At 70.1% G+C, this 19,383-nt stretch carries 21 protein-coding genes; 6 read left to right on the top strand and 15 right to left on the bottom strand.

Annotation, left to right across the window (positions count from 1 at the left end; translation table 11 throughout):
* The 10 genes from ABD378_RS34785 to hisD form a co-directional block, all read right to left on the bottom strand.
* A partial coding sequence (locus ABD378_RS34785) for an MFS transporter (protein WP_344527712.1) occupies positions 1–466 on the bottom strand: 466 nt, incomplete at its 3' end.
* Between the two features lie 14 nt (positions 467–480).
* Positions 481–1,086 (bottom strand): ArsR/SmtB family transcription factor, encoded by a 606-nt coding sequence (locus tag ABD378_RS34790; RefSeq protein WP_344527714.1) that lies wholly within the window; start codon positions 1,084–1,086, stop codon positions 481–483.
* 128 nt (positions 1,087–1,214) lie between these two features.
* Positions 1,215–1,970, bottom strand: coding sequence for an imidazole glycerol phosphate synthase subunit HisF (hisF, locus tag ABD378_RS34795; RefSeq protein WP_249590469.1), 756 nt, complete (start codon positions 1,968–1,970; stop codon positions 1,215–1,217).
* Positions 1,967–2,368 (bottom strand): RidA family protein, encoded by a 402-nt coding sequence (locus ABD378_RS34800; RefSeq protein WP_344527718.1) that lies wholly within the window; start codon positions 2,366–2,368, stop codon positions 1,967–1,969. The genes hisF and ABD378_RS34800 overlap by 4 nt, the downstream gene beginning before the upstream one ends.
* Positions 2,365–3,093, bottom strand: coding sequence for a bifunctional 1-(5-phosphoribosyl)-5-((5-phosphoribosylamino)methylideneamino)imidazole-4-carboxamide isomerase/phosphoribosylanthranilate isomerase PriA (gene priA / locus ABD378_RS34805; RefSeq protein WP_344527756.1), 729 nt, complete (start codon positions 3,091–3,093; stop codon positions 2,365–2,367). Before priA ends, ABD378_RS34800 begins: the two co-directional genes overlap by 4 nt.
* A 17-nt stretch (positions 3,094–3,110) precedes the next feature.
* Complete coding sequence (gene hisH, locus ABD378_RS34810) at positions 3,111–3,755, bottom strand: imidazole glycerol phosphate synthase subunit HisH (RefSeq protein ID WP_344527720.1); 645 nt, start codon at positions 3,753–3,755, stop codon at positions 3,111–3,113.
* Positions 3,756–3,770: 15 nt separating this feature from the next.
* Entirely contained in the window at positions 3,771–3,935 is a 165-nt protein-coding gene (locus ABD378_RS34815; RefSeq protein ID WP_202121127.1) for a hypothetical protein, read from the bottom strand.
* A gap of 4 nt (positions 3,936–3,939) precedes the next feature.
* On the bottom strand, positions 3,940–4,533 hold the full coding sequence (hisB, locus tag ABD378_RS34820; protein WP_135330188.1) for an imidazoleglycerol-phosphate dehydratase HisB: 594 nt from the start codon (positions 4,531–4,533) through the stop codon (positions 3,940–3,942).
* On the bottom strand, positions 4,530–5,648 hold the full coding sequence (locus ABD378_RS34825; protein WP_344527724.1) for a histidinol-phosphate transaminase: 1,119 nt from the start codon (positions 5,646–5,648) through the stop codon (positions 4,530–4,532). Before ABD378_RS34825 ends, hisB begins: the two co-directional genes overlap by 4 nt.
* Complete coding sequence (hisD, locus tag ABD378_RS34830) at positions 5,645–6,967, bottom strand: histidinol dehydrogenase (protein ID WP_344527726.1); 1,323 nt, start codon at positions 6,965–6,967, stop codon at positions 5,645–5,647. Before hisD ends, ABD378_RS34825 begins: the two co-directional genes overlap by 4 nt.
* Positions 6,968–7,229: 262 nt before the next feature.
* Here hisD and ABD378_RS34835 point away from each other — a divergent pair, with 262 nt between their 5' ends.
* The 5 genes from ABD378_RS34835 (at position 7,230) to ABD378_RS44335 (ending at position 11,324) form a co-directional block, all read left to right on the top strand.
* A complete protein-coding gene (locus ABD378_RS34835) occupies positions 7,230–8,744 on the top strand; it encodes an oxidoreductase (protein ID WP_344527758.1) in 1,515 nt (504 codons plus the stop codon).
* Between the two features lie 159 nt (positions 8,745–8,903).
* Entirely contained in the window at positions 8,904–9,911 is a 1,008-nt protein-coding gene (locus ABD378_RS34840; protein WP_344527728.1) for a hypothetical protein, read from the top strand.
* 11 nt (positions 9,912–9,922) lie between these two features.
* Positions 9,923–10,663: an LON peptidase substrate-binding domain-containing protein gene (locus ABD378_RS34845; protein ID WP_344527730.1), complete on the top strand. Its 741-nt coding sequence runs from the start codon at positions 9,923–9,925 to the stop codon at positions 10,661–10,663.
* A 33-nt stretch (positions 10,664–10,696) separates the two neighbouring features.
* On the top strand, positions 10,697–11,209 hold the full coding sequence (gene ybaK, locus ABD378_RS34850) for a Cys-tRNA(Pro) deacylase (RefSeq protein ID WP_344527732.1): 513 nt from the start codon (positions 10,697–10,699) through the stop codon (positions 11,207–11,209).
* A gap of 40 nt (positions 11,210–11,249) precedes the next feature.
* A complete protein-coding gene (locus ABD378_RS44335) occupies positions 11,250–11,324 on the top strand; it encodes a hypothetical protein (RefSeq protein WP_467690357.1) in 75 nt (24 codons plus the stop codon).
* A 2-nt stretch (positions 11,325–11,326) separates the two neighbouring features.
* Here the strand turns inward: ABD378_RS44335 and ABD378_RS34855 are convergent, their stop codons facing one another.
* From ABD378_RS34855 to ABD378_RS34870, 4 genes are all read right to left on the bottom strand, one after another.
* Positions 11,327–12,001 carry a DUF2567 domain-containing protein gene (locus ABD378_RS34855; protein WP_344527734.1) on the bottom strand — a complete coding sequence of 225 codons (675 nt, stop codon included), beginning with the start codon at positions 11,999–12,001 and terminating at the stop codon, positions 11,327–11,329.
* 34 nt (positions 12,002–12,035) lie between these two features.
* Positions 12,036–12,854, bottom strand: a complete 819-nt coding sequence (locus ABD378_RS34860) for an ABC transporter permease (protein ID WP_386545452.1) — start codon at positions 12,852–12,854, stop codon at positions 12,036–12,038.
* Between the two features lie 40 nt (positions 12,855–12,894).
* On the bottom strand, positions 12,895–13,929 hold the full coding sequence (locus tag ABD378_RS34865; RefSeq protein ID WP_386545449.1) for an ABC transporter ATP-binding protein: 1,035 nt from the start codon (positions 13,927–13,929) through the stop codon (positions 12,895–12,897).
* A 135-nt stretch (positions 13,930–14,064) separates the two neighbouring features.
* Positions 14,065–15,330 (bottom strand): NYN domain-containing protein, encoded by a 1,266-nt coding sequence (locus ABD378_RS34870; protein WP_344527738.1) that lies wholly within the window; start codon positions 15,328–15,330, stop codon positions 14,065–14,067.
* 237 nt (positions 15,331–15,567) lie between these two features.
* Here ABD378_RS34870 and ABD378_RS34875 point away from each other — a divergent pair, with 237 nt between their 5' ends.
* Positions 15,568–15,753 (top strand): hypothetical protein, encoded by a 186-nt coding sequence (locus ABD378_RS34875; protein WP_344527740.1) that lies wholly within the window; start codon positions 15,568–15,570, stop codon positions 15,751–15,753.
* Between the two features lie 86 nt (positions 15,754–15,839).
* Here the strand turns inward: ABD378_RS34875 and dnaE are convergent, their stop codons facing one another.
* A complete protein-coding gene (dnaE, locus tag ABD378_RS34880) occupies positions 15,840–19,382 on the bottom strand; it encodes a DNA polymerase III subunit alpha (RefSeq protein WP_344527742.1) in 3,543 nt (1,180 codons plus the stop codon).
* Position 19,383 lies beyond the last annotated feature (1 nt).

The raw sequence follows: 19,383 nt of genomic DNA on the forward strand, positions 1-19,383 counted from the left end.
CGAAGCCGCGCATGCCCTGCACCCTGCCGAGCTGCCCCGGAGCCGTGATGCGCGGCGGCAGGGCGCCGACACTGGGCAGGAACAGCGCGTCGACGGCGCCGAAGACCAGGGCGACGAGGACCAGGAGCCAGATGCCGGGGGTCGCCAGCAGGAGCAGCACGGCCACGGCGAGGATCACAGCGCAGCGCACCGCGTCGCTCCCGATGACCACCCGGCGTGGCCCGAAGCGGTCGGCGATCACACCGCCGCCCAGCATGAGCACGGCGCGCGGCACGGAGCCGACGGCGAGCACGAGACCGGTCTGAGCAGGGCTGCCGCTGCGGGTGGCGGCCCAGGAGAGCGCCACGAAGTAGACGCTGTCGCCGACCATCGAGGCGGTGTAGGCGCCCAGCCAGCGCAGGACGTTACCGTCCTGGTGCGCGGGCTTCTCGGTAGCGGGAGCCGTACGTATGCCGGTGGTGGTCACGGGAGGAAGCCCTCTCAGAGCCGGAACGGAAAGCTGGCCAGGTGCACGGCGACGTTCTCGCGCCCCGCGGTGTCGCCCGCCGCCTCGGCGGCCTTGCCCTGCTCCTCGTACGTCTTGATCAGGGCGTGGATCTCGGCGTTGAGCCGGGTGAGTTCGGCGGGGTTCAGGCGGGCGAGGAAGTCCGACTGGTCGGCCGCCTTGCGCCACTCGGCGCCCCAGGCCGCCTGCTGGTCCAGGTAGGTCTTGTACTGCTCGTCGCGCTGGGCGATCAGGGTGCGGACGGTGGCCGCGTGCGCGGCGACCCCCTCAGGGGTGTCCTTGAAGTCCTCGTGCCGGAAGCTCAGCGTGTCCTGCGCGGCCTGCCACCACCGCTCCCGCGCGTCCTCGCTCTGCACGTCGGCCTCCACGATTAGGCCGTGCTCCGCGAGCTTGCGCAGGTGGTAACTGACCAGCGAGACCGCCTCGTCGACCTGCCCCGCCAACTGCGACGCGGTCGAAGGGCCCGCCACCCGAAGCGTGCTGTAGATCTTCAGGCGCAGCGGATGCCCGAACGCCTTGAGCGTGCCGAGGTCGGTGATGCGGCGGGGTTCGTCGCCGGGCTTGGGCTGCTTGTCGTTCATGCCTCCAACGTAGATAGGAAAGGAAACTTGCGCAATATAAATTGCGCAAGTTTCCCTTCACATCCGGCCAGCAGTAAGCCCTGGCCACCCAGTGACCAGGGCTTACCCGAAGACGCGAAGAACGCGGCTCAGCGGACGGGGTGGCCCGCCTCCCGCAAGGTGTCCTTCACCTCGCCGATCCGCAGATCACCGAAGTGGAAGACCGACGCGGCGAGCACCGCGTCCGCGCCCGCCGCGATCGCGGGCGGGAAGTGGTCCAGACGGCCCGCTCCCCCGGACGCGATCACCGGGACGGTGACGTGACGCCGCACCGCCGCGATCATCTCGATGTCGTAGCCGTCCTTCGTGCCGTCCGCGTCCATCGAGTTGAGCAGGATCTCGCCCGCGCCCAGCTCGGCGGCCTGGTGCGCCCATTCGACGGCGTCGATCCCGGCGGACTTGCGGCCGCCGTGGGTCGTCACCTCGAAGGACCCGGAGGCGGTCCGCCGCGCGTCCACCGACAGGACGAGCACCTGGCGGCCGAACCGCTCCGCGATCTCGCGGATCAGCTCGGGCCGTGCGATGGCGGCCGTGTTCACGCCCACCTTGTCCGCGCCTGCACGGAGGAGCTTGTCGACGTCCTCTGCGGTGCGGACGCCGCCGCCCACCGTGAGCGGGATGAAGACCTGCTCGGCGGTGCGGCGGACCACGTCGTACGTGGTCTCGCGGTTGCCGGAGGACGCGGTGATGTCCAGGAAGGTGAGCTCGTCGGCGCCCTCGGCGTCGTACACCTTGGCCATCTCGACGGGGTCGCCCGCGTCGCGCAGGTTCTGGAAGTTGACGCCCTTGACGACCCGGCCGTTGTCCACATCGAGGCAGGGGATGACTCGTACGGCCAGGGTCATGACGTCTCAGCTCCCCGATACGCCTCGACCTCGACCTCGACGACCAGACTCGGGTCGATGAAGCCGGAGACGATGATCATCGATGTGGCGGGGCGGACGTCGTCGAAGAGCTCCTTGTGGGCCCGGCCGACCTCCTCCACGTCCCGCGCGTGGGTCAGATACATGCGGGTGCGTACGACGTGCTCGCGGCCGAGGCCCAGCTTCTTCAGCGCCTCGACGGCGGTGTGGAAGGCGTTGGCCGCCTGCTCGTAGGGGGTTCCGGCGTCTATGACGCCGTTCACCACCGACGTGCAACCCGACACCAGGACAAGGCCGTTGGGCAGTTCGACGGCGCGGGAGTAGCCGAGGGCGTCCTCCCACGGCCCGCCCGAGCTCACCCGGCGTACGACGTCACTCATGACGACGCCACCGCTGCGAGGGCCTCTTCGAGCGTGAAGGCCTTCGCGTACAGCGCCTTGCCGACGATCGCGCCCTCGACGCCCTGCGGGACGAGTTCGGAGATCGCGCGCAGGTCGTCGAGCGACGAGACACCGCCCGAGGCGACCACCGGGCGGTCCGTGGCCGCGCAGACGTTGCGCAGGAGCTCCAGGTTCGGGCCCTGCAGCGTGCCGTCCTTGGCGATGTCGGTGACGACGTAGCGGGCGCAGCCCTCGGAGTCGAGGCGTGCCAGGGTTTCGTAGAGGTCGCCGCCGTCGCGGGTCCAGCCGCGGCCGCGAAGGGTCGTGCCGCGGACGTCGAGGCCGACCGCGATCTTGTCGCCGTGCTCGGCGATGACCTTGGCGACCCACTCCGGGGTCTCCAGGGCGGCGGTGCCGAGGTTCACGCGGGTGCAGCCGGTGGCGAGGGCCGCGGCGAGCGTGTCGTCGTCGCGGATGCCGCCGGACAGCTCGACCTTGATGTCCATGGCGCCCGCGACCTCGGCGATGAGCGCGCGGTTGTCGCCGGTGCCGAACGCGGCGTCCAGGTCGACCAGGTGCAGCCACTCGGCGCCCGACCGCTGCCAGGAGAGGGCGGCCTCAAGGGGGGAGCCGTAGGAGGTCTCCGATCCGGACTCGCCGTGGACGAGGCGTACGGCCTGGCCGTCGCGGACGTCGACGGCGGGGAGGAGTTCGAGCTTGCTCACAGAAATCCCTGACATCCCTAGAGGGTTCCGATCCAGTTGGTGAGGAGCTGGGCGCCGGCGTCGCCGGACTTCTCGGGGTGGAACTGCGTGGCCCACAGCGCGCCGTTCTCGACGGCGGCCACGAAGGGCTCGCCGTGCGTGGTCCAGGCGACCTTGGGCGCGCGGAAGGCCGGGTTGCCCGCCTCGAAGTCCCAGTGGTGCACCGCGTACGAGTGCACGAAGTAGTAGCGGGCTTCGGCGTCGAGGCCCGCGAACAGCTGCGAGTCGTCCGGCGCCTTGACCGTGTTCCAGCCCATGTGCGGGACGATGTCGGCCTTGAGCGGCTCGACGGTGCCGGGCCACTCGTCGAGGCCATCGGCCTCCACGTCGTGCTCGATGCCGCGCGCGAAGAGGATCTGCATGCCGACGCAGATGCCCATCACGGGACGGCCGCCCGCGAGCCTGCGGCCCACGATCCAGTCGCCGCGCGCTTCCTTGAGCCCCTGCATGCAGGCGGCGAAGGCGCCGACACCGGGGACGAGGAGGCCGTCGGCGTTCATGGCCGTGTCGTAGTCACGGGTTATCTCGACCTCCGCGCCCGCGCGCGCTAGGGCGCGCTCGGCGGAACGGACGTTCCCGAAGCCGTAGTCGAAGACGACGACCTTCTTCTGGGGAGTGCTCATCTCGCGTACGTCCCCTTAATTCCAGTAGTCGAGCCGCATGACGCCCGCGACGATGCACATGGCCGCGCCGATGGAGAGCAGCGTGATCAGGCTCTTGGGCATCCCCTGCTTGACGAAGGAGATGATGCCGCCGATCAGGAAGAGACCGACGACGATCAGGATGGTGTTGAGACCGGTCATGGCTTTACAGCGCGCCCTTCGTGGAGGGGAGGATCCCGGCGGCGCGCGGGTCGCGCTCCGATGCGTAGCGCAGCGCGCGGGCGAGGGCCTTGAACTGGCACTCCACGATGTGGTGGGCGTTGCGGCCGTAGGGCACGTGCACGTGCAGGGCGATCTGGGCCTGCGCGACGAAGGACTCCAGGATGTGCCGGGTCATCGTCGTGTCGTACGTGCCGATCATCGGCGCCATGGTCTCGGGCTCGGTGTGCACGAGGTAGGGGCGGCCGCTCAGGTCGACGGTCACCTGGGCGAGCGACTCGTCGAGCGGGACCGTGCAGTTGCCGAAGCGGTAGATGCCGACCTTGTCGCCGAGCGCCTGCTTGAAGGCGGCGCCCAGGGCGAGGGCGGTGTCCTCGATGGTGTGGTGGGTGTCGATGTGCAGGTCGCCCTCGGTCTTGACCGTGAGGTCGAAGAGGCCGTGGCGGCCGAGCTGGTCGAGCATGTGGTCGTAGAAGCCGACACCCGTCGACACCTCGACCTTGCCGGTGCCGTCGAGATCGATCTCGACGAGGACCGACGTCTCCTTGGTGGTCCGTTCGACCCGTCCAACGCGGCTCATGCCTGCTGCTCCTTCTTCAGTTCGCGTACCGCATCGAGGAACGCGTCGTTCTCTTCGGGGGTTCCTGCGCTGACGCGCAGCCATCCCGGTACTCCGTTGTCCCGGACCAGGACGCCCCGGTCGAGGATCCGCTGCCAGACCGCGTGGGCGGCCCCTTCGCCATCGAACCGCCCGAACTGGACGAAGTTGGCGTCGGAGTCGGTCACTTCATAGCCGATCGCACGCAGCTCGCTCACAAGGCGGTCGCGCTCCTGCTTCAGCTGCTCGACGTACTTCAGGAGCGTGTCGGTGTGCTCCAGGGCGGCGAGCGCGGTGGCCTGCGTGACGGCCGACAGGTGGTACGGCAGGCGCACGAGCTGTACGGCGTCGACGACCGCCGGGTCGGCGGCGAGGTAGCCGAGGCGGAGCCCGGCCGCCCCGAACGCCTTCGACATGGTGCGGGAGACGACGAGATTCGGCCGCCCCGCGAGCAGCGGGAGCAGCGAGTCGCCGTGGCTGAATTCGACGTACGCCTCGTCGATCACCACCATCGACGGCTTGGCGGCCTGCGCGGCTTCGTAGAGCGCGAGGACCGTGTCGGCCGAGACGGCGTTGCCCGTGGGGTTGTTGGGCGTGGTGATGAAGACGACGTCGGGCTGGTTCTCGGCTATGGCCTTCGTCGCCGCCTCGACGTCGATCGTGAAGTCGTCCGAGCGGGGGCCGGAGATCCAGCCCGTGCCGGTGCCGCGCGCGATGAGGCCGTGCATCGAGTACGAGGGCTCGAAGCCGATGGCGGTGCGTCCGGGCCCGCCGAAGGTCTGCAGGAGCTGCTGGATGACTTCGTTCGAGCCGTTGGCCGCCCAGACGTTGGCGAGGGTGACCTCGTGGCCGCCGGTGTTCGTGAGGTAGCGCGCGAGTTCGGTGCGCAGCTCCACGGCGTCCCGGTCGGGGTAGCGGTTGAGGTCGCGGGCCGCCTCGCGGACCCGCTCGGCGATGCGCTCGACGAGCGGCTCGGGGAGCGGGTAGGGGTTCTCGTTCGTGTTCAGGCGTACGGGTACGTCGAGCTGGGGGGCGCCGTAGGGGGACTTGCCGCGCAGTTCGTCGCGTACGGGCAGATCGTCGATCCGGATCGTCACTTGGTGAGCACCTTCCATCCGAACCTCGCCTTGATGGCCGCACCGTGCGCGGGCAGGTCCTCGGCCTCGGCGAGGGTCACCACGTGGTGGGCCACGTCGGCGAGCGCGTCGCGGGTGTAGTCGACGATGTGGATGCCGCGCAGGAACGACTGGACGCTGAGCCCCGAGGAGTGGCAGGCGCAGCCGCCGGTCGGAAGGACGTGGTTGGAGCCCGCGCAGTAGTCGCCGAGGGAGACCGGCGCCCACGGGCCGACGAAGATCGCGCCCGCGTTCTTCACGCGCTCCGCGACGGCGGCGGCGTCCGCGGTCTGGATCTCCAGGTGCTCGGCGCCGTACGCATCGACGACGCGCAGGCCCTCCTCCAGGCCGTCGACCAGGACGATCGCGGACTGCCTGCCCTCCAGGGCGGGCACGATCCGGTCCTCGACGTGCTTGGTCGCCGCGACCTGCGGCTCCAGCTCCTTGGCGACGGCGTCGGCCAGGTCCACGGAGTCGGTGACCAGGACGGCGGCGGCGAGCGGGTCGTGCTCGGCCTGGCTGATCAGGTCGGACGCGACGTGCACGGCGTCGGCCGTGTCGTCGGCGAGGACCGCGATCTCGGTCGGTCCGGCTTCGGTGTCGATGCCGATGCGTCCGGTGAAGTACCGCTTGGCGGCGGCGACCCAGATGTTGCCGGGCCCCGTGACCATGTTGGCCGGGGCGCAGGTCTCGGTGCCGTACGCGAACATCGCGACGGCCTGGGCGCCGCCGACCGCGTACACCTCGTCGATACCGAGGAGGGCGCAGGCGGCGAGGATCGTCGGGTGCGGAAGCCCGTCAAATTCCTTCTGCGGCGGGGACGCGAGCGCCATCGACTCGACGCCCGCCTCCTGGGCAGGGACGGCGTTCATGATCACGGAGGACGGGTAGACGGAGCGGCCGCCCGGTGCGTAGAGCCCGACGCGCTCGACCGGCACCCACTTCTCGGTGACCGTGCCGCCGGGCACGACCTGGGTGGTGTGCGGGGCGCGGCGCTGTTCGCGGTGGACGATGCGGGCGCGCCGGATCGACTCCTCGAGCGCGTCGCGCACGAGCGGGTCGAGGCCGGTCAGGGCTGCGGCGATGGCGGTCGCGGGGACGCGGACCTGCGTCAGCCGTACCCCGTCGAACTTCTCCGCGTATTCGATCAGCGCCGCGTCGCCACGATGATGCACGTCCTCGCAGATGGGCCGCACCTTCTCCAGGGCGGCCGCGACGTCGAAGTCGGCACGGGGCAGCAGGGCGCGCAGGGCGGGGCCCTCGGGGAGGGCGTCGCCGCGCAGATCGATTCGGGAGATCACGTGGCCAATTCTCTCAGACCGTCATTCCGGGTCGGACGCCCGTATCACTGGCTGATATAGATCCCGGAAGACCACGTTCACCACTAGCGTTCAGCCCGTCACTGAGCGGGCATGAAACAGGTGTACGAGACACGGGCGTCGCAGTACGTGAACGCAGTACGACAACGCGGTACGGGATCGCAGTACGGGGAGGACAACAGCAGTGGTCGACGACACCGGCACCGGGGACCCGCCGGATGGACTGACCGCCGCCGAGATCGGCATGTGGCAGGCCTTTCGCAACGGCAGCGTCTATGACCTCCGGGCCGGGGACGCGATGGCGGACGATCCGCACGGCGGCCACCCCTGGGGTCCGGAACGCAGCGTGCGCGCGCGCATCGTGTGCTGGCTGCTGCTCGACGGGCCGCCCGCGCTCTCCGGCCGGGTCTCCTCGCTGAAGCTCTCGGGCCTCCAGATCACGGACGTACTCGATCTCGCGGGCGGCGAGATCCTTCCCTACGCCGAGCTGAAGCACTGCCGCTTCGAGAAGGAAGTCCTCGTCCCCGAGGCCAAGTTCACCACGCTGCGCCTGGTCAACTGCTCGATCCCGCGCGTGGAGGCGGCCCGCGTGCACACGGAGGGCGATCTGCATCTGCCGCGCTGCCGGATCCACAACGGCATGCGGCTCACGGACGCCCAGATCGGCACCGACCTCCTGATCAACCAGGCCGTGATCTACCGCGACCGGCGCGGCAACTCGATCATGGGCGACGGGCTCTCGGTCGGCCAGGACCTGCAGGCCGAGATGATGGAGTCGCACGGCCAGCTGAGCCTGCGCGGCGCGAAGGTCGGCGTCTCCTTCAGCCTGCGCGGCAGCAAGCTCGCCAATCCCTACGGCCAGCGGGCGCTCAACGCCCCGCAGATGACCGTGGAACGCACGCTCTACATGACGCCCGCCGCACTCGGCGATCCCCCCATGACCAGCGGCACGACTCCGCCGCGCGGCACCCGCGTCCAGCGCTTCGAGTGCCAGGGCGGCATCCGGCTCGACGACGGGCGCTTCGGGGACGCCGTCGACCTGGCCCAGGCGCGCTTCACCCTGGAGAACGACCAGGAGGTGTCGCTGCGCCGTGTCCAGACCCCCGAGCTGCGCTTCCTGGGCGAGGCCCCGCAGCGCGGCAAGATCATTTTGTCCGGCGCCAAGGTCGTCACCCTCATCGACAAGTCGACCAGCTGGCCGGGCCCCGGCGGCCTCCAGATGGGCGGCTTCAGTTACGAGAACCTCGTCCCGCAGGGCAGTTTCCCGCTCTCCCGGCGGCTGAGCTGGGTGGCGGCCGCGACCGCCGAGTACAACCCCGAGCCGTACGAGAAGCTGGCCACGGTCCTGCGCAACGGCGGCGAGGACGCCGACGCCCGCGAAGTCCTGCTCGCCAAGCAGCGCCGACGCCGCGAGACGCTGCCGCTTGCGGCCAAGCTCTGGGGCTTCGCCCAGGACTGGACGGTGGCCTACGGCTACCGGCCGGGGCGGGCCGCCCTGTGGATGGCGGTGCTCTGGGCGGTGAGCGCGGTGGCCTTCACGCGCGCCGACCACCCGGCGATCAAACCGGGCGAGCACCCGAACTGGAACCCCGCACTCTTCTCCCTCGACCTGCTGCTCCCGGTCATCAACCTCGGCCAGGACAGCTACTGGCAGCTGCGCGGCGGCTGGCAGTGGTTCGCGGCGATCCTGATCCTGCTCGGCTGGGTGCTCGCGACGACGGTCGCGGCGGGGGCGACGAGGCTGCTGCGGAGGAACTGAGGAGCCCGCACCGGGGGCGGTGGGCATCGGCAGGCATCGAGAGGGGACAGAGATTTTACCTGTCCTTGACCACGTGTCAGGCAACCGAACGACCGATGCGAAAGCTTCACCGGCCACCCCCTGGCCCTCCCCCGACCTGCGGTTTTCAATACCCACACGATGGCATTCCTGCGCGCCCTGATCCGCACCGTACGCATGGTCAGGAACACCCCGCTCCTGGCCGACGGTCTGACCCCCGACGACGAGGTGCTCCTCGACGCGCCCGACGACCGGCTCGGCCCCGCGCTTGTCGCCGCGGGCCGCGGCGACTACGACCCCGCCGCCAAGCTGCTCGCCATGACCCGCGAGGGCAACGAGTGGGAGAACCGCGACCGCTACACGACGCGTCTCGCCGCCTTCGCCCGCTCCCGCTCCGAGTGGTTCGACGACTGGCAGGCCGCCGCGCCGCACGACCCGGACGCGCTGCTCGTCAAGGCCGAGCTCGCGGTCGTCCGCGGCTGGGAGTCGCCCGCCCGCGCCGAGCTGCTTCGCGAGAGCGCGCCCCTGCTCACCGGCGCCGCCGAGGCCGACCCGCGCGACCCCGTGCCGTGGCGGATCGCCCTGGACCACGCGCGCGGCACCCATGCCCCGCACTCGGTCTTCGACGCGATCTGGGCCGAGGCGGTGCACCGCTCCTCGCACCACTACGGCTGCCACGCGTCGGCCCTGCAGTACCTTTCGGCCGCCTGGTACGGCTCGCACCGCCAGTGCTTCGACTTCGCCGAGCGGGCCGCGCGGGACGCACTGCCCGGCTCGCTGATCCAGGCGCTGCCCACGCGGGCCGCGTTCGCGTATCTCACCAGCGCGTCGGGGAGCGTGCCGCGCGAGCGCCTGGACGCCGCGGCCGACCTCGGGATCGCCCTGTCCCGGGAGTACGAGGCCGGGGATCCCTGGCCCGCCGAGGTCCGCAACCTCCTCACGTACGTCCTCGTCCGCCTGGAGCGGTGGAGCGACGCCCTCGAACAGCTGCGCCTCATCGGGCCCTGCGCGACGTCCTTCCCCTGGGACCGCATGGCCGACGATCCGCTCGGCCAGTTCCTGGAACTGCGCGACGGCATACGCATCGAGGTGGCCTCCGAGACCCCGCTGCGCACCGGTGGCGGACGTCCGCCCTCCGGCGACCATTAGGCTTGAGGCTCGTGACCACCGTCCGGCTTCCGCTCTTCCCGCTCAACTCGGTGCTGTTCCCGGGGCTCGTGCTCCCGCTGAACGTATTCGAGGAGCGTTATCGCGCCATGATGCGCGACCTGCTCAAGACTCCCGAGGAGGAGCAGCGCCTCTTCGCGGTCGTCGCGATCCGCGACGGCCTCGAGGTGGCGCCGAGCGCCCCGGGCCTCCCCGACCCCACCTCGCAGCCCGAGCAGGGGCCGACCGCCGGCTTCGGCGACGACCCGCTCAAGGCCTTCCACACGGTGGGCTGCGTGGCGGACGCGGCGACGATCAGGGAGCGCGCCGACGGCGGCTTCGAGGTCCTCGCCACCGGCACCTCACGCGTGCGCCTGCACTCGATCGACACGTCGGGCGCCTTCCTGACCGCGGAGGTCGAGGAGCTGCCCGAGGAGCCGGGCGAGGAGGCGGGTGCGCTGGCCGCGGGCGTCCTGCGGGCGTTCCGCTCCTACCAGAAGCGGCTCGCCGGGGCGCGTGAGCGGTCCCTCTCCACGGGCGCCGAACTGCCGGACGACCCGTCCGTGGTGTCGTATCTGGTCGCCGCCGCGGCCGTCCTGGACACCCCCACGAAGCAGCGGCTCCTGGAGGCACCGGACACGGCGTCGCGCCTGCACGACGAGCTGAAACTCCTTCGCGCCGAGACCGCCATCATCCGTAATCTGCCGTCGTTGCCCGCGACGGACCTCACGCGCGGCACCACCAGTCTCAACTGACGTAAGCCGCAACTGACATAAGGCGCGAGCGCTTTGGCGAAGAAGCAGAAGAAACAGCAGAAGCAGTCGGGCACGGGCGGCACCCCGGCGACGGTCGCCCTCACCGCGGCGGGCGCGGACTACACCGTCCACGCCTACGAACACGACCCCGCGCACCCCTCGTACGGCGAAGAGGCGGCGCAGGCCATGGGCGTCTCCCCCGACCGGGTCTTCAAGACCCTGGTCGCGGAGGTCGACGGCGAGCTGACGGTGGCCGTGGTCCCCGTGGCGGGCACCCTGAACCTCAAGGCCCTGGCCGCGGCGGTCTCCGGCAAGCGCGCGGTGATGGCGGGTCCGGCGGCCGCCGAGCGCACCACGGGGTACGTACGGGGCGGCATCTCCCCGCTGGGCCAGCGCAAGAAGCTCCGCACGGTCCTGGACGACTCGGCCTCGTCGCACGCCACGGTCTGTGTGTCGGCGGGCCGCAGGGGCCTGGAAGTGGAACTGGCCCCCGGCGACCTGGCGCGGCTCACGGGTGCGGTACTGGCCCCGATCGGGCGTGAATAGGCCCTCGACGGGAGCCGTCGGCTCGACTAGTACCACCCTCATGTCGAAGAAGACGCGCAAGAGGAAGTGGCGGGTGCGCAAGGGCAAGGCGAACCACGGGAGGCGCCCCGCCTGACATCACGCCCCGGCGGAGTCCGGGCTGCCATCGGCCCGGTCGGGATTCCCGTAGGGCAGGGGGTACGGCTCGGGGTCGCGTGGCCCGAAGAGCGCGGTGAGACCGAGGTGGATCAGCAACGCCGCCACGGGCCAGGACAGCAGCGCGCCCTTGGCCTTGAGCTCCAGGGGGGCGTCGAACGCGACGCCCTTGCCCAGGGACTTCGCATGGGCGGCGACGTCGGTCTCGGGGCCCAGGAAGATCCCGAGACGCCAGCCGACCACCGCGGCGAGCAGCCCTCCGGCCGTCAGCCCGACGACCAGCGGAATCCCGCCCCGCCTGCGCAGCAGGAACACCACGGCGCCGCTCACCGCGCCGAACGCCAGCGCGAGCAGAGTGAACGTTCCGTCGACCCCGATCGCCTGCTCCCCCTCGGTGTCCTTGAGGTACACCGCGTCGCTGTCGGCCACCAGCGGAACCCGTGGCGCGAGCCACATCCACAGGAGGCCGAGCAGCACGCCGCAGACAGCCATCGCGACCATGATCACTGCGGCCTGCCGCACTTCGGTCTTCATGCCAGGACCGTCCTCCTCGTTCGCCGGCTGGGGAACGGCTCCGGACGGCTGAGCGGCTTGCTGCCAGGGGTCGTGCTGGGGCTGGTCGTGGGGCGGCTGGGAGGGCGTCAGCGGTGCAGTCACCCACACATGGTGCCAGTCCCGTCTTTGTGCCGCGTCACCGCACAGCCGCACGGCGGTAGGCCCAGGTGGCAATCGCCAGCGAGGCGACGCCGACTCCCGCGCAGACGGCGAGATCGAGGGCGACGGCAGCCCAGTCCGGATGCGGCCCGAAGGTACGGGCGAACGCCTCGACTCCGTACGTCGAGGGCAGCAGGTCACGGGCGTACTGGAGGAACTCCGGCATCCGCTCGGCCGGAAGCACGCCGAGCAGGAGCGCGGCGGACATGCCCAACTGGCCGAGCAGCGTGGCCAGTTCGGGGCGGGGCGCGAGCAGCCCGAGTGCGGCTCCGAGCCCGGCGAGCGCGGCACCTGCCAGCGGGATCACCGCCGCGAGCACCCACAGATTCGCCAGCGGAAGCCCGAAGAGGCCGCATCCGACGACCGCGGTGACCAGCGTGCCCGGCACGGTGAACGAGGCGTAGGCGGCCGCGGCGCCCAGGACCACCGATGCGGGCGGCACGGGCAGCGTCGCGTAGTGGTCGAGGCCGCCGTCGGCCCGCAGCTGCCCGAAGTACTGCGCGAGCAGGTTGAGCGCGACGAACGCGACGACGAGCACGGAGGATCCGGCGACGACGGCACGCGCCTCATCGCCTCCGTCGACGACGCCCCGCATCAGGATCATGATCCCGACGGACTGGAAGGTCGCCACGAAGAGCAGCGGAATCCGCGCGACCCGGGCCCGGGAAAGCTGCGCCCGATAGACCGCGGCGAGCGCGGGAAACAGCCGCGCACGGGGCCCCAGGGGCGCGGCGGCGTCGGCCTGCCGCTCGCGCTCGTCGGCCCGTACGGCCGCTTCCAGGGGAACGGCACTCACCGAACGGCCCTCCTGTTGCAGTTCATCCGCCCGGCGAAGGTCACGCCTTCACCAGCCCTTCCCCGTTCCCGCCCAGGGCGAGATACACGTCCTCCAAGCTCGGTGTGGCCAACGTGAAGTCGTCGAGCGCGGCAAAGGCCGCTCCGCCGGTGACCGCCGCGACAGCGGCCCGTGCCTCGTCGGGGGCGAGCCGCAAGGACCACCGCCGTCCGGACTCCACCGCGGACGACCGCAGCGCCGCGACCTCGGGGACATCCAGCGGCGCCCGCTCCCGCCAGACAAGCTCCACCCGCACCTCGCCCGCGACCTGCTCCTTGAGCCCCAGAGGGCTGTCGCAGGCGATGACCTTGCCGTGGTCGAGGACGGCAACGCGGTCAAGGACCGTCTCGGCCTCGATGACGTTGTGGGTGACCAGCAGCACCGTCGTGCCGCGCTCGGCCCTGCGCCGGTCGACCGCGCCCCACACGGCGCGCCGTGCGATGGGGTCCATGCCGGTCGTCGGCTCGTCGAGGACGAGCAGCGGCCGCTCCCCCACCAAGGCGGTGGCGAAGCAGGCGAGCCTGCGCTGCCCGCCGGAGAGCTTCTTCAGCGGCCGCGAGGCGAGGCCGGTGAGCGCGAGTTCTTCGAGTACGGCGTCCCGCTCGGCCCGCGCCGCGCGCACATCGAGGCCACGCAGCCGCGCGGTCGTCTCGACGGCGAGCGAGACGGTCAGTTCGTCGAGCGCGGTGGATTCCTGCCCCAGGTAGGCGAGGATCCGCGCGGCCCGCTCGGGGTGGCGCAGGATGTCGTGCCCGAGGATCTCGACGCTCCCGCTGTCGGGCCGCATCAGGCCGGTCAGCTGGCGTACGAGGGTGGACTTGCCGGCGCCGTTGGGCCCGAGAAGGCCGAAGATCTCGCCGCGCCTGACCTCCAGGCTGATGCCGTCGGTGGCGCGCACCTCGGGTGTCGCGGGCCTGCCGCGCCTGCCACGGGTGGCGGGATACGTCTTGACGAGGTCGCGCACCGCGCAGACGGCATGACTGCCGTGACCCTGTCGGAGCCCCTGTCGGACTGCCTGTGCCGAGCGCGTACTCACGAAGGACGAGGGTACGGGGTCCCGTGCCCGGTACGACGCCCGGGGCGCCCCGTACGCCCCGTATCAGTCATCTGCGGACGTGTTCGGTCACTCATCTGCGGACGCGTTCCGCCACTCGTTCGCGTACCTGTTCGGTCACTCGCCGGAGCGGTCGCCCGCCGGCGCGTGCTCGACCGCCGTGTGGACGTCGATCTCGCGCCAGAAGCCCGCCCGGATCGCGTACCGGTCGTGCTCGTCGATCTGGTCGTCCTTGTGGGCGAGCAGACCGAAGCGGGCCGCGTACCGCAGGAGCTCGCCGTCGACGCGGTGCGGGATGCGCGGGTACATCGTCGAGAGCTTCTGCAGGTTGTGCTGTTCCGGCAGGCGGGCCATCCAGCGGCGCGCGAACACCTGCCCGACCTCGAAGGGATCACCGCCGACGGTGGTGATGTCCTCCTCGCGGTCGGCCCAGCGCTGCTCGGCCGTCGTCAGCTGGGCGAGCGTCGGCAGGGCGGCGGCCTCCGGGCTCTCCGCGGCGCCGCCGGGGCGCTCGACCCAGCCCTTGTCCGAGGACCAGCGCAGCGTGGCGTTGGTGGGGTCCTTGGCGGGCTGTGTGCCGGGGCCGCGCAGGGCGGCGAGGTCCTTGGGGGTGGGCACGCCCTTGCCCGGGGGGTGGTGGGTGCCGCCGCTGTCGCCGTTGGCCCCGGCCTCGGCGTGCCGGCCGTGCTCGCCGTGTCGGCCGTGGTGCACCCCTGCGGCCTCGTCGGCGGCCCGCTGGGCGCTGGCCGCGAGGGCGGACTCCGGCAGGGGCGCGGAGAGGATCGCGGCGATCTCGGGGCGCGGCACGGGAGAGGGCGCGCAGACGCCGGTGAGCTCCTTGGGGCGTACGGCCTTGGTGATCCAGGCCCGGTCCAGGACGCGGCGCTCGTCGGCCTCGGCCACGAGGTCCTCGGACTGGTTGTAGTCCCCGTCGGCGGCCTGCACGGCCCACAGGTGGACGGCGACGCCGTGCTCCTTGGCGGCCATCATGCCGGGCAGCAGGTCCCCGTCGCCGGTGACGAGCACGATGTCCGAGCAGGCGCGGTTGCGGGCCAGCTCCGTCAGCTCGGCGTGCATGGCGGCGTCCACGCCCTTCTGGGCCCACCGTCCGTCGCTGCGGGTCAGCGCGCCGAGCCGGACCGTCACGCGCGGCATGACGCGCAGCCTGCGGTGCTCGGGCTGCGGAACGCGGTCGGGGGCTCCGTCGAACCAGTAGATCCGGAGCAGGGGGCGCTCGGTGTCGGATTCCGCGCGCTCACGGATGCCCTGGATCAGGGCGGTGTGATCGACGGTGATCCGGGACCGCGACGGCTCGCCCGCGAGGAGACTCGCGGCGGCACCCAGCAGATACCCGGCGTCCACCAGGACGATGCAACGGTCCACGCGATCCACCCTCTTTCCCTGGAGATTCCCTGGAAGTAATGGTTCGGGTTTCCTTCGAGTCTGCCCGACCCCGCGGAGGTTAACGGCCGGAACTCGATCTTCGGCGTGGCGTATCGCGACTTCACTCTCCGACAGGGCTTATTACGCACGGTAATTCTCTGAAATGCGCAGCTTGTCGCGGTATGTGAATCTGGTCGCGTCCTGGCCCTACAGATCCCCCTCAGGAGGAAGATCACCATGGCCAAGAAACAGCACCGTAAGACGGGCGTCTCGCAGAACCGCGCCTCTGCCGCGGAGGAAGCGCAGGAGCAGGCCAAGTCGTCCGCGGAGCAGGCCGAGTCGAGGATGAAGGAAGCCGTGCAGTCGCAGGGCAGCCCGGCCGAGGTCGCCCGCAAGCACCAGCGTCGTTTCGGCCACAACTGACGCGCACACAGGCGCATATGCGTGAAGGGGCGCACCCGGAATTCCGGGTGCGCCCCTTCCCTGCGCTCTTGGCTTGACGGATGGACCTACCCGGCCAGGCAGGACGCCCCGAGCAGTACCTTCAGGTCGCCGAAAAGGGCGGGATCCGGCTGTACCCGGTGGCGGTCGAGCCGCAGCACCGTCGTCTTCTGGGCCCCCTGGAGCTTGATCCGCACCTCGCTGTTGCCGCGGTGGTGGCTGAGGATCTCGCCGAGGCGGCTGACCATCGGCGGGGTCACCTTCACCGTCGGGATGGTGATCAGGACGGGCGCGTTGGTGCCCGCGTTCGACAGGTCGGGGACCTGCATCTCCATCGCGACGAGGCGCGGCACGTCCTCGCGCTTGTCGAGGCGGCCCTTGACGAACACCACGGCGTCCTCGACGAGTTGGGTCGACACCAGCTGATACGTCGCCGGGAAGAACATGCACTCGATGGAGCCGGCGAGGTCCTCGACGGTCGCGATGGCCCAGGCGTTGCCCTGCTTGGTCATCTTGCGCTGGAGGCCGGAGATGATGCCGCCGATGGTGACGATCGAGCCGTCCGAGTAGTCACCGCCGGTGAGCTGCCCGATGCCCGCGTCGGCCTTGTCGGAAAGGACGTGCTCCAGGCCGAACAGGGGGTGGTCGGAGACGTACAGACCGAGCATCTCCCGCTCCTGGGCGAGCAGATACGTCTTCTCCCACTCGTCGGTGGAGAACTCCACGTCGAGCCCGAAGCCCGGCTCGTCACCGCCGGACTCGTCGCCCATCCCTCCGAAGAGGTCGAACTGCCCTTCCGCTTCCTTGCGCTTGACCTGCACCACGTTGTCGATCATGGGCTCGTACTGCGCGGTGAGGCCCTTGCGGGTGTGCCCCATGGTGTCGAAGGCGCCCGCCTTGATCAGCGACTCCGTGGTCCGCTTGTTGCAGGCGGCGGCCTCGACCTTGTCGAGGTAGTCGGGGAAGGAGGCGAACTTCCCCTTGGCCTTGCGCGACCGGACGATCGACTCGACCACGTTCGTACCGACGTTGCGGACCGCCTCCAGGCCGAAGAGGATCACGTCGTCGCCCTGCGCGGCGAAGTTGTGCACGGACTCGTTCACGTTGGGCGGAAGGACCTTGATGCCCATGCGCCGGCACTCGTTGAGGTAGACGGCCGACTTGTCCTTGTCATCCTTCACCGAGGTGAGCAGCGCGGCCATGTACTCGGCGGGGTAGTTCGCCTTGAGGTAGGCGGTCCAGTACGTGACGAGGCCGTACGCCGAGGAGTGCGCCTTGTTGAAGGCGTATCCGGCGAAGGGGACCAGGACGTCCCACAGGGCCTGGATCGCGGCATCCGAGTAGCCGTTCTTCTTCGCGCCCTCCTGGAACAGGACGAAGTTCTTCGCCAACTCGTCGGGCTTCTTCTTGCCCATCACGCGGCGCAGGATGTCGGCTTCGCCCAGCGAGTAGCCGGCGATGATCTGCGCGGCCTTCTGCACCTGCTCCTGGTACACGATGAGGCCGTAGGTCAGACCGAGCGTCTCCTTCAGGGGCTCTTCGAGCTCCGGGTGGATCGGCGTGATCTCCTGGCGGCCGTTCTTGCGCTCCGCGTAGTTGATGTGCGAGTTCATGCCCATCGGGCCCGGCCGGTAGAGGGCCGAGACGGCGGAAATGTCCTCGAAGTTGTCGGGCTGCATCTGGCGAAGCAGCGAACGCATCGGGCCGCCGTCGAACTGGAAGACACCGAGCGTGTCACCGCGGCAGAGCAGTTCGAAGGTCTTCGGGTCGTCCAGCGGGAGCGAGAGCATCTCCAGGTCGATGCCCTTGTCGTTCCGCACCATCTTGACGGCGTCGTCCATGATGGTCAGGTTTCGCAGACCCAGGAAGTCCATCTTGAGCAGGCCGAGCGACTCGCACTGGGGGTAGTCCCACTGCGTGATCGTCACGCCGTCCGTGTGCCGCACCCAGATCGGCGCGTGGTCCACGATCGGCTCGCTGGACATGATGACGCCGGCCGCGTGCACGCCCATCTGCCGGACCAGGCCCTCCACACCCTTCGCGGTGTCGATGACCTTCTTCACGTCCGGCTCGTTCTCGTACATCCCCCGGATCTCGCCCGCCTCGCTGTAGCGCGGGTGCTTGGTGTCCGTGATGCCGGAGAGGTCGATGCCCTTGCCCAGGACGTCGGCGGGCATCGCCTTGGTGAGGCGGTCGCCCATCGCGTACGGATATCCGAGCACGCGCGCGGAGTCCTTGATGGCGTTCTTCGCCTTGATCTTTCCGTATGTGCCGATCATGGCGACCTTGTCGGCGCCGTACTTCTCCGTCACGTACCGGATGACTTCCACGCGCCTGCGCTCGTCGAAGTCGATGTCGACATCGGGCATGGAGACGCGCTCGGGGTTCAGGAACCGCTCGAAGATCAGGCCGTGCGTGATGGGGTCGAGGTCGGTGATGCCCATGGCGTACGCGACGATCGATCCTGCCGCGGAGCCACGGCCGGGGCCCACCGCGATGCCGTTGTTCTTGGCCCACATGATGAAGTCGGCGACGACCAGGAAGTACCCCGGGAACCCCATCTGGATGATGATGTCCATCTCGTACTCGGCCTGCTTCTGCCGGTCCTCGGGGATACCACCGGGGTAGCGGCGGCCCATGCCGACCCGGACCTCCTCCTGGAACCAGGTGACTTCGGTGAAGCCCTCCGGGATCTCAAACTTGGGCATGAGGTCGCGCTTCTCGAACATCCCGGTGGTGTCGATCTGCTCGGCCACCAGAAGCGTGTTCCTGCACCCCTCCTGCCAGGCGTCCGAGGAGTCGATGGCGTACATCTCGTCCGTGGACTTCAGGTAATAGCCGGTGCCGTCGAAGCGGAAGCGGTCCGGGTCCGAGAGGTTCTTGCCGGTCTGGATGCAGAGCAGGGCGTCGTGAGCGACGGACTCGTGCGCGTACGTGTAGTGCGAGTCGTTCGTCACCAGCGGCGGGATGCCGAGCTTCTTGCCGACCCGGAGCAGGTCGTCGCGGACCCGGCGCTCGATGTCGATGCCGTGGTCCATCAGCTCCAGGAAGTACCGGTCCTTGCCGAAGATGTCCTGGTACTCGGCGGCAGCCTTCACCGCCTCGTCGAACTGGCCCAGGCGCAAGCGGGTCTGGAGCTCTCCGGAGGGGCAGCCGGTGGAGGCGATCAGGCCCTCCGACCACTGGGAGATCGTCTCCTTGTCCATGCGGGGCCACTTCTGGAGCCAGCCTTCCGCGTATGCGTCGGAGGACAGCCGGAAGAGGTTGTGCAGGCCCGTGCTGTTCGACGCCCAGATCGTCTTGTGGGTGTAACCACCCGAGCCGGACACGTCGTCACGCTTCTGGTGCGGCTGACCCCACTTGATCTTCCGCTTGTTGCGCCGGGACTCCGGCGCCACATACGCCTCGATGCCGATGATCGGCGTCACGCCCGCCTTCTGCGCCGAGTGGAAGAAGTCGTACGCCCCGTGGAGGTTGCCGTGGTCGGACATGGCGACATGCGTCATGCCCATCTCATTACAGGCGTCGAACATGTCCTTGAGCCGCGCGGCACCGTCCAGCAGCGAGTACTGGGTGTGGACGTGGAGGTGCGTAAAGGGCGGCTTGGTCACG

Source organism: Streptomyces rectiviolaceus (genome assembly GCF_039533825.1).
Taxonomy (GTDB): domain Bacteria; phylum Actinomycetota; class Actinomycetes; order Streptomycetales; family Streptomycetaceae; genus Streptomyces; species Streptomyces rectiviolaceus.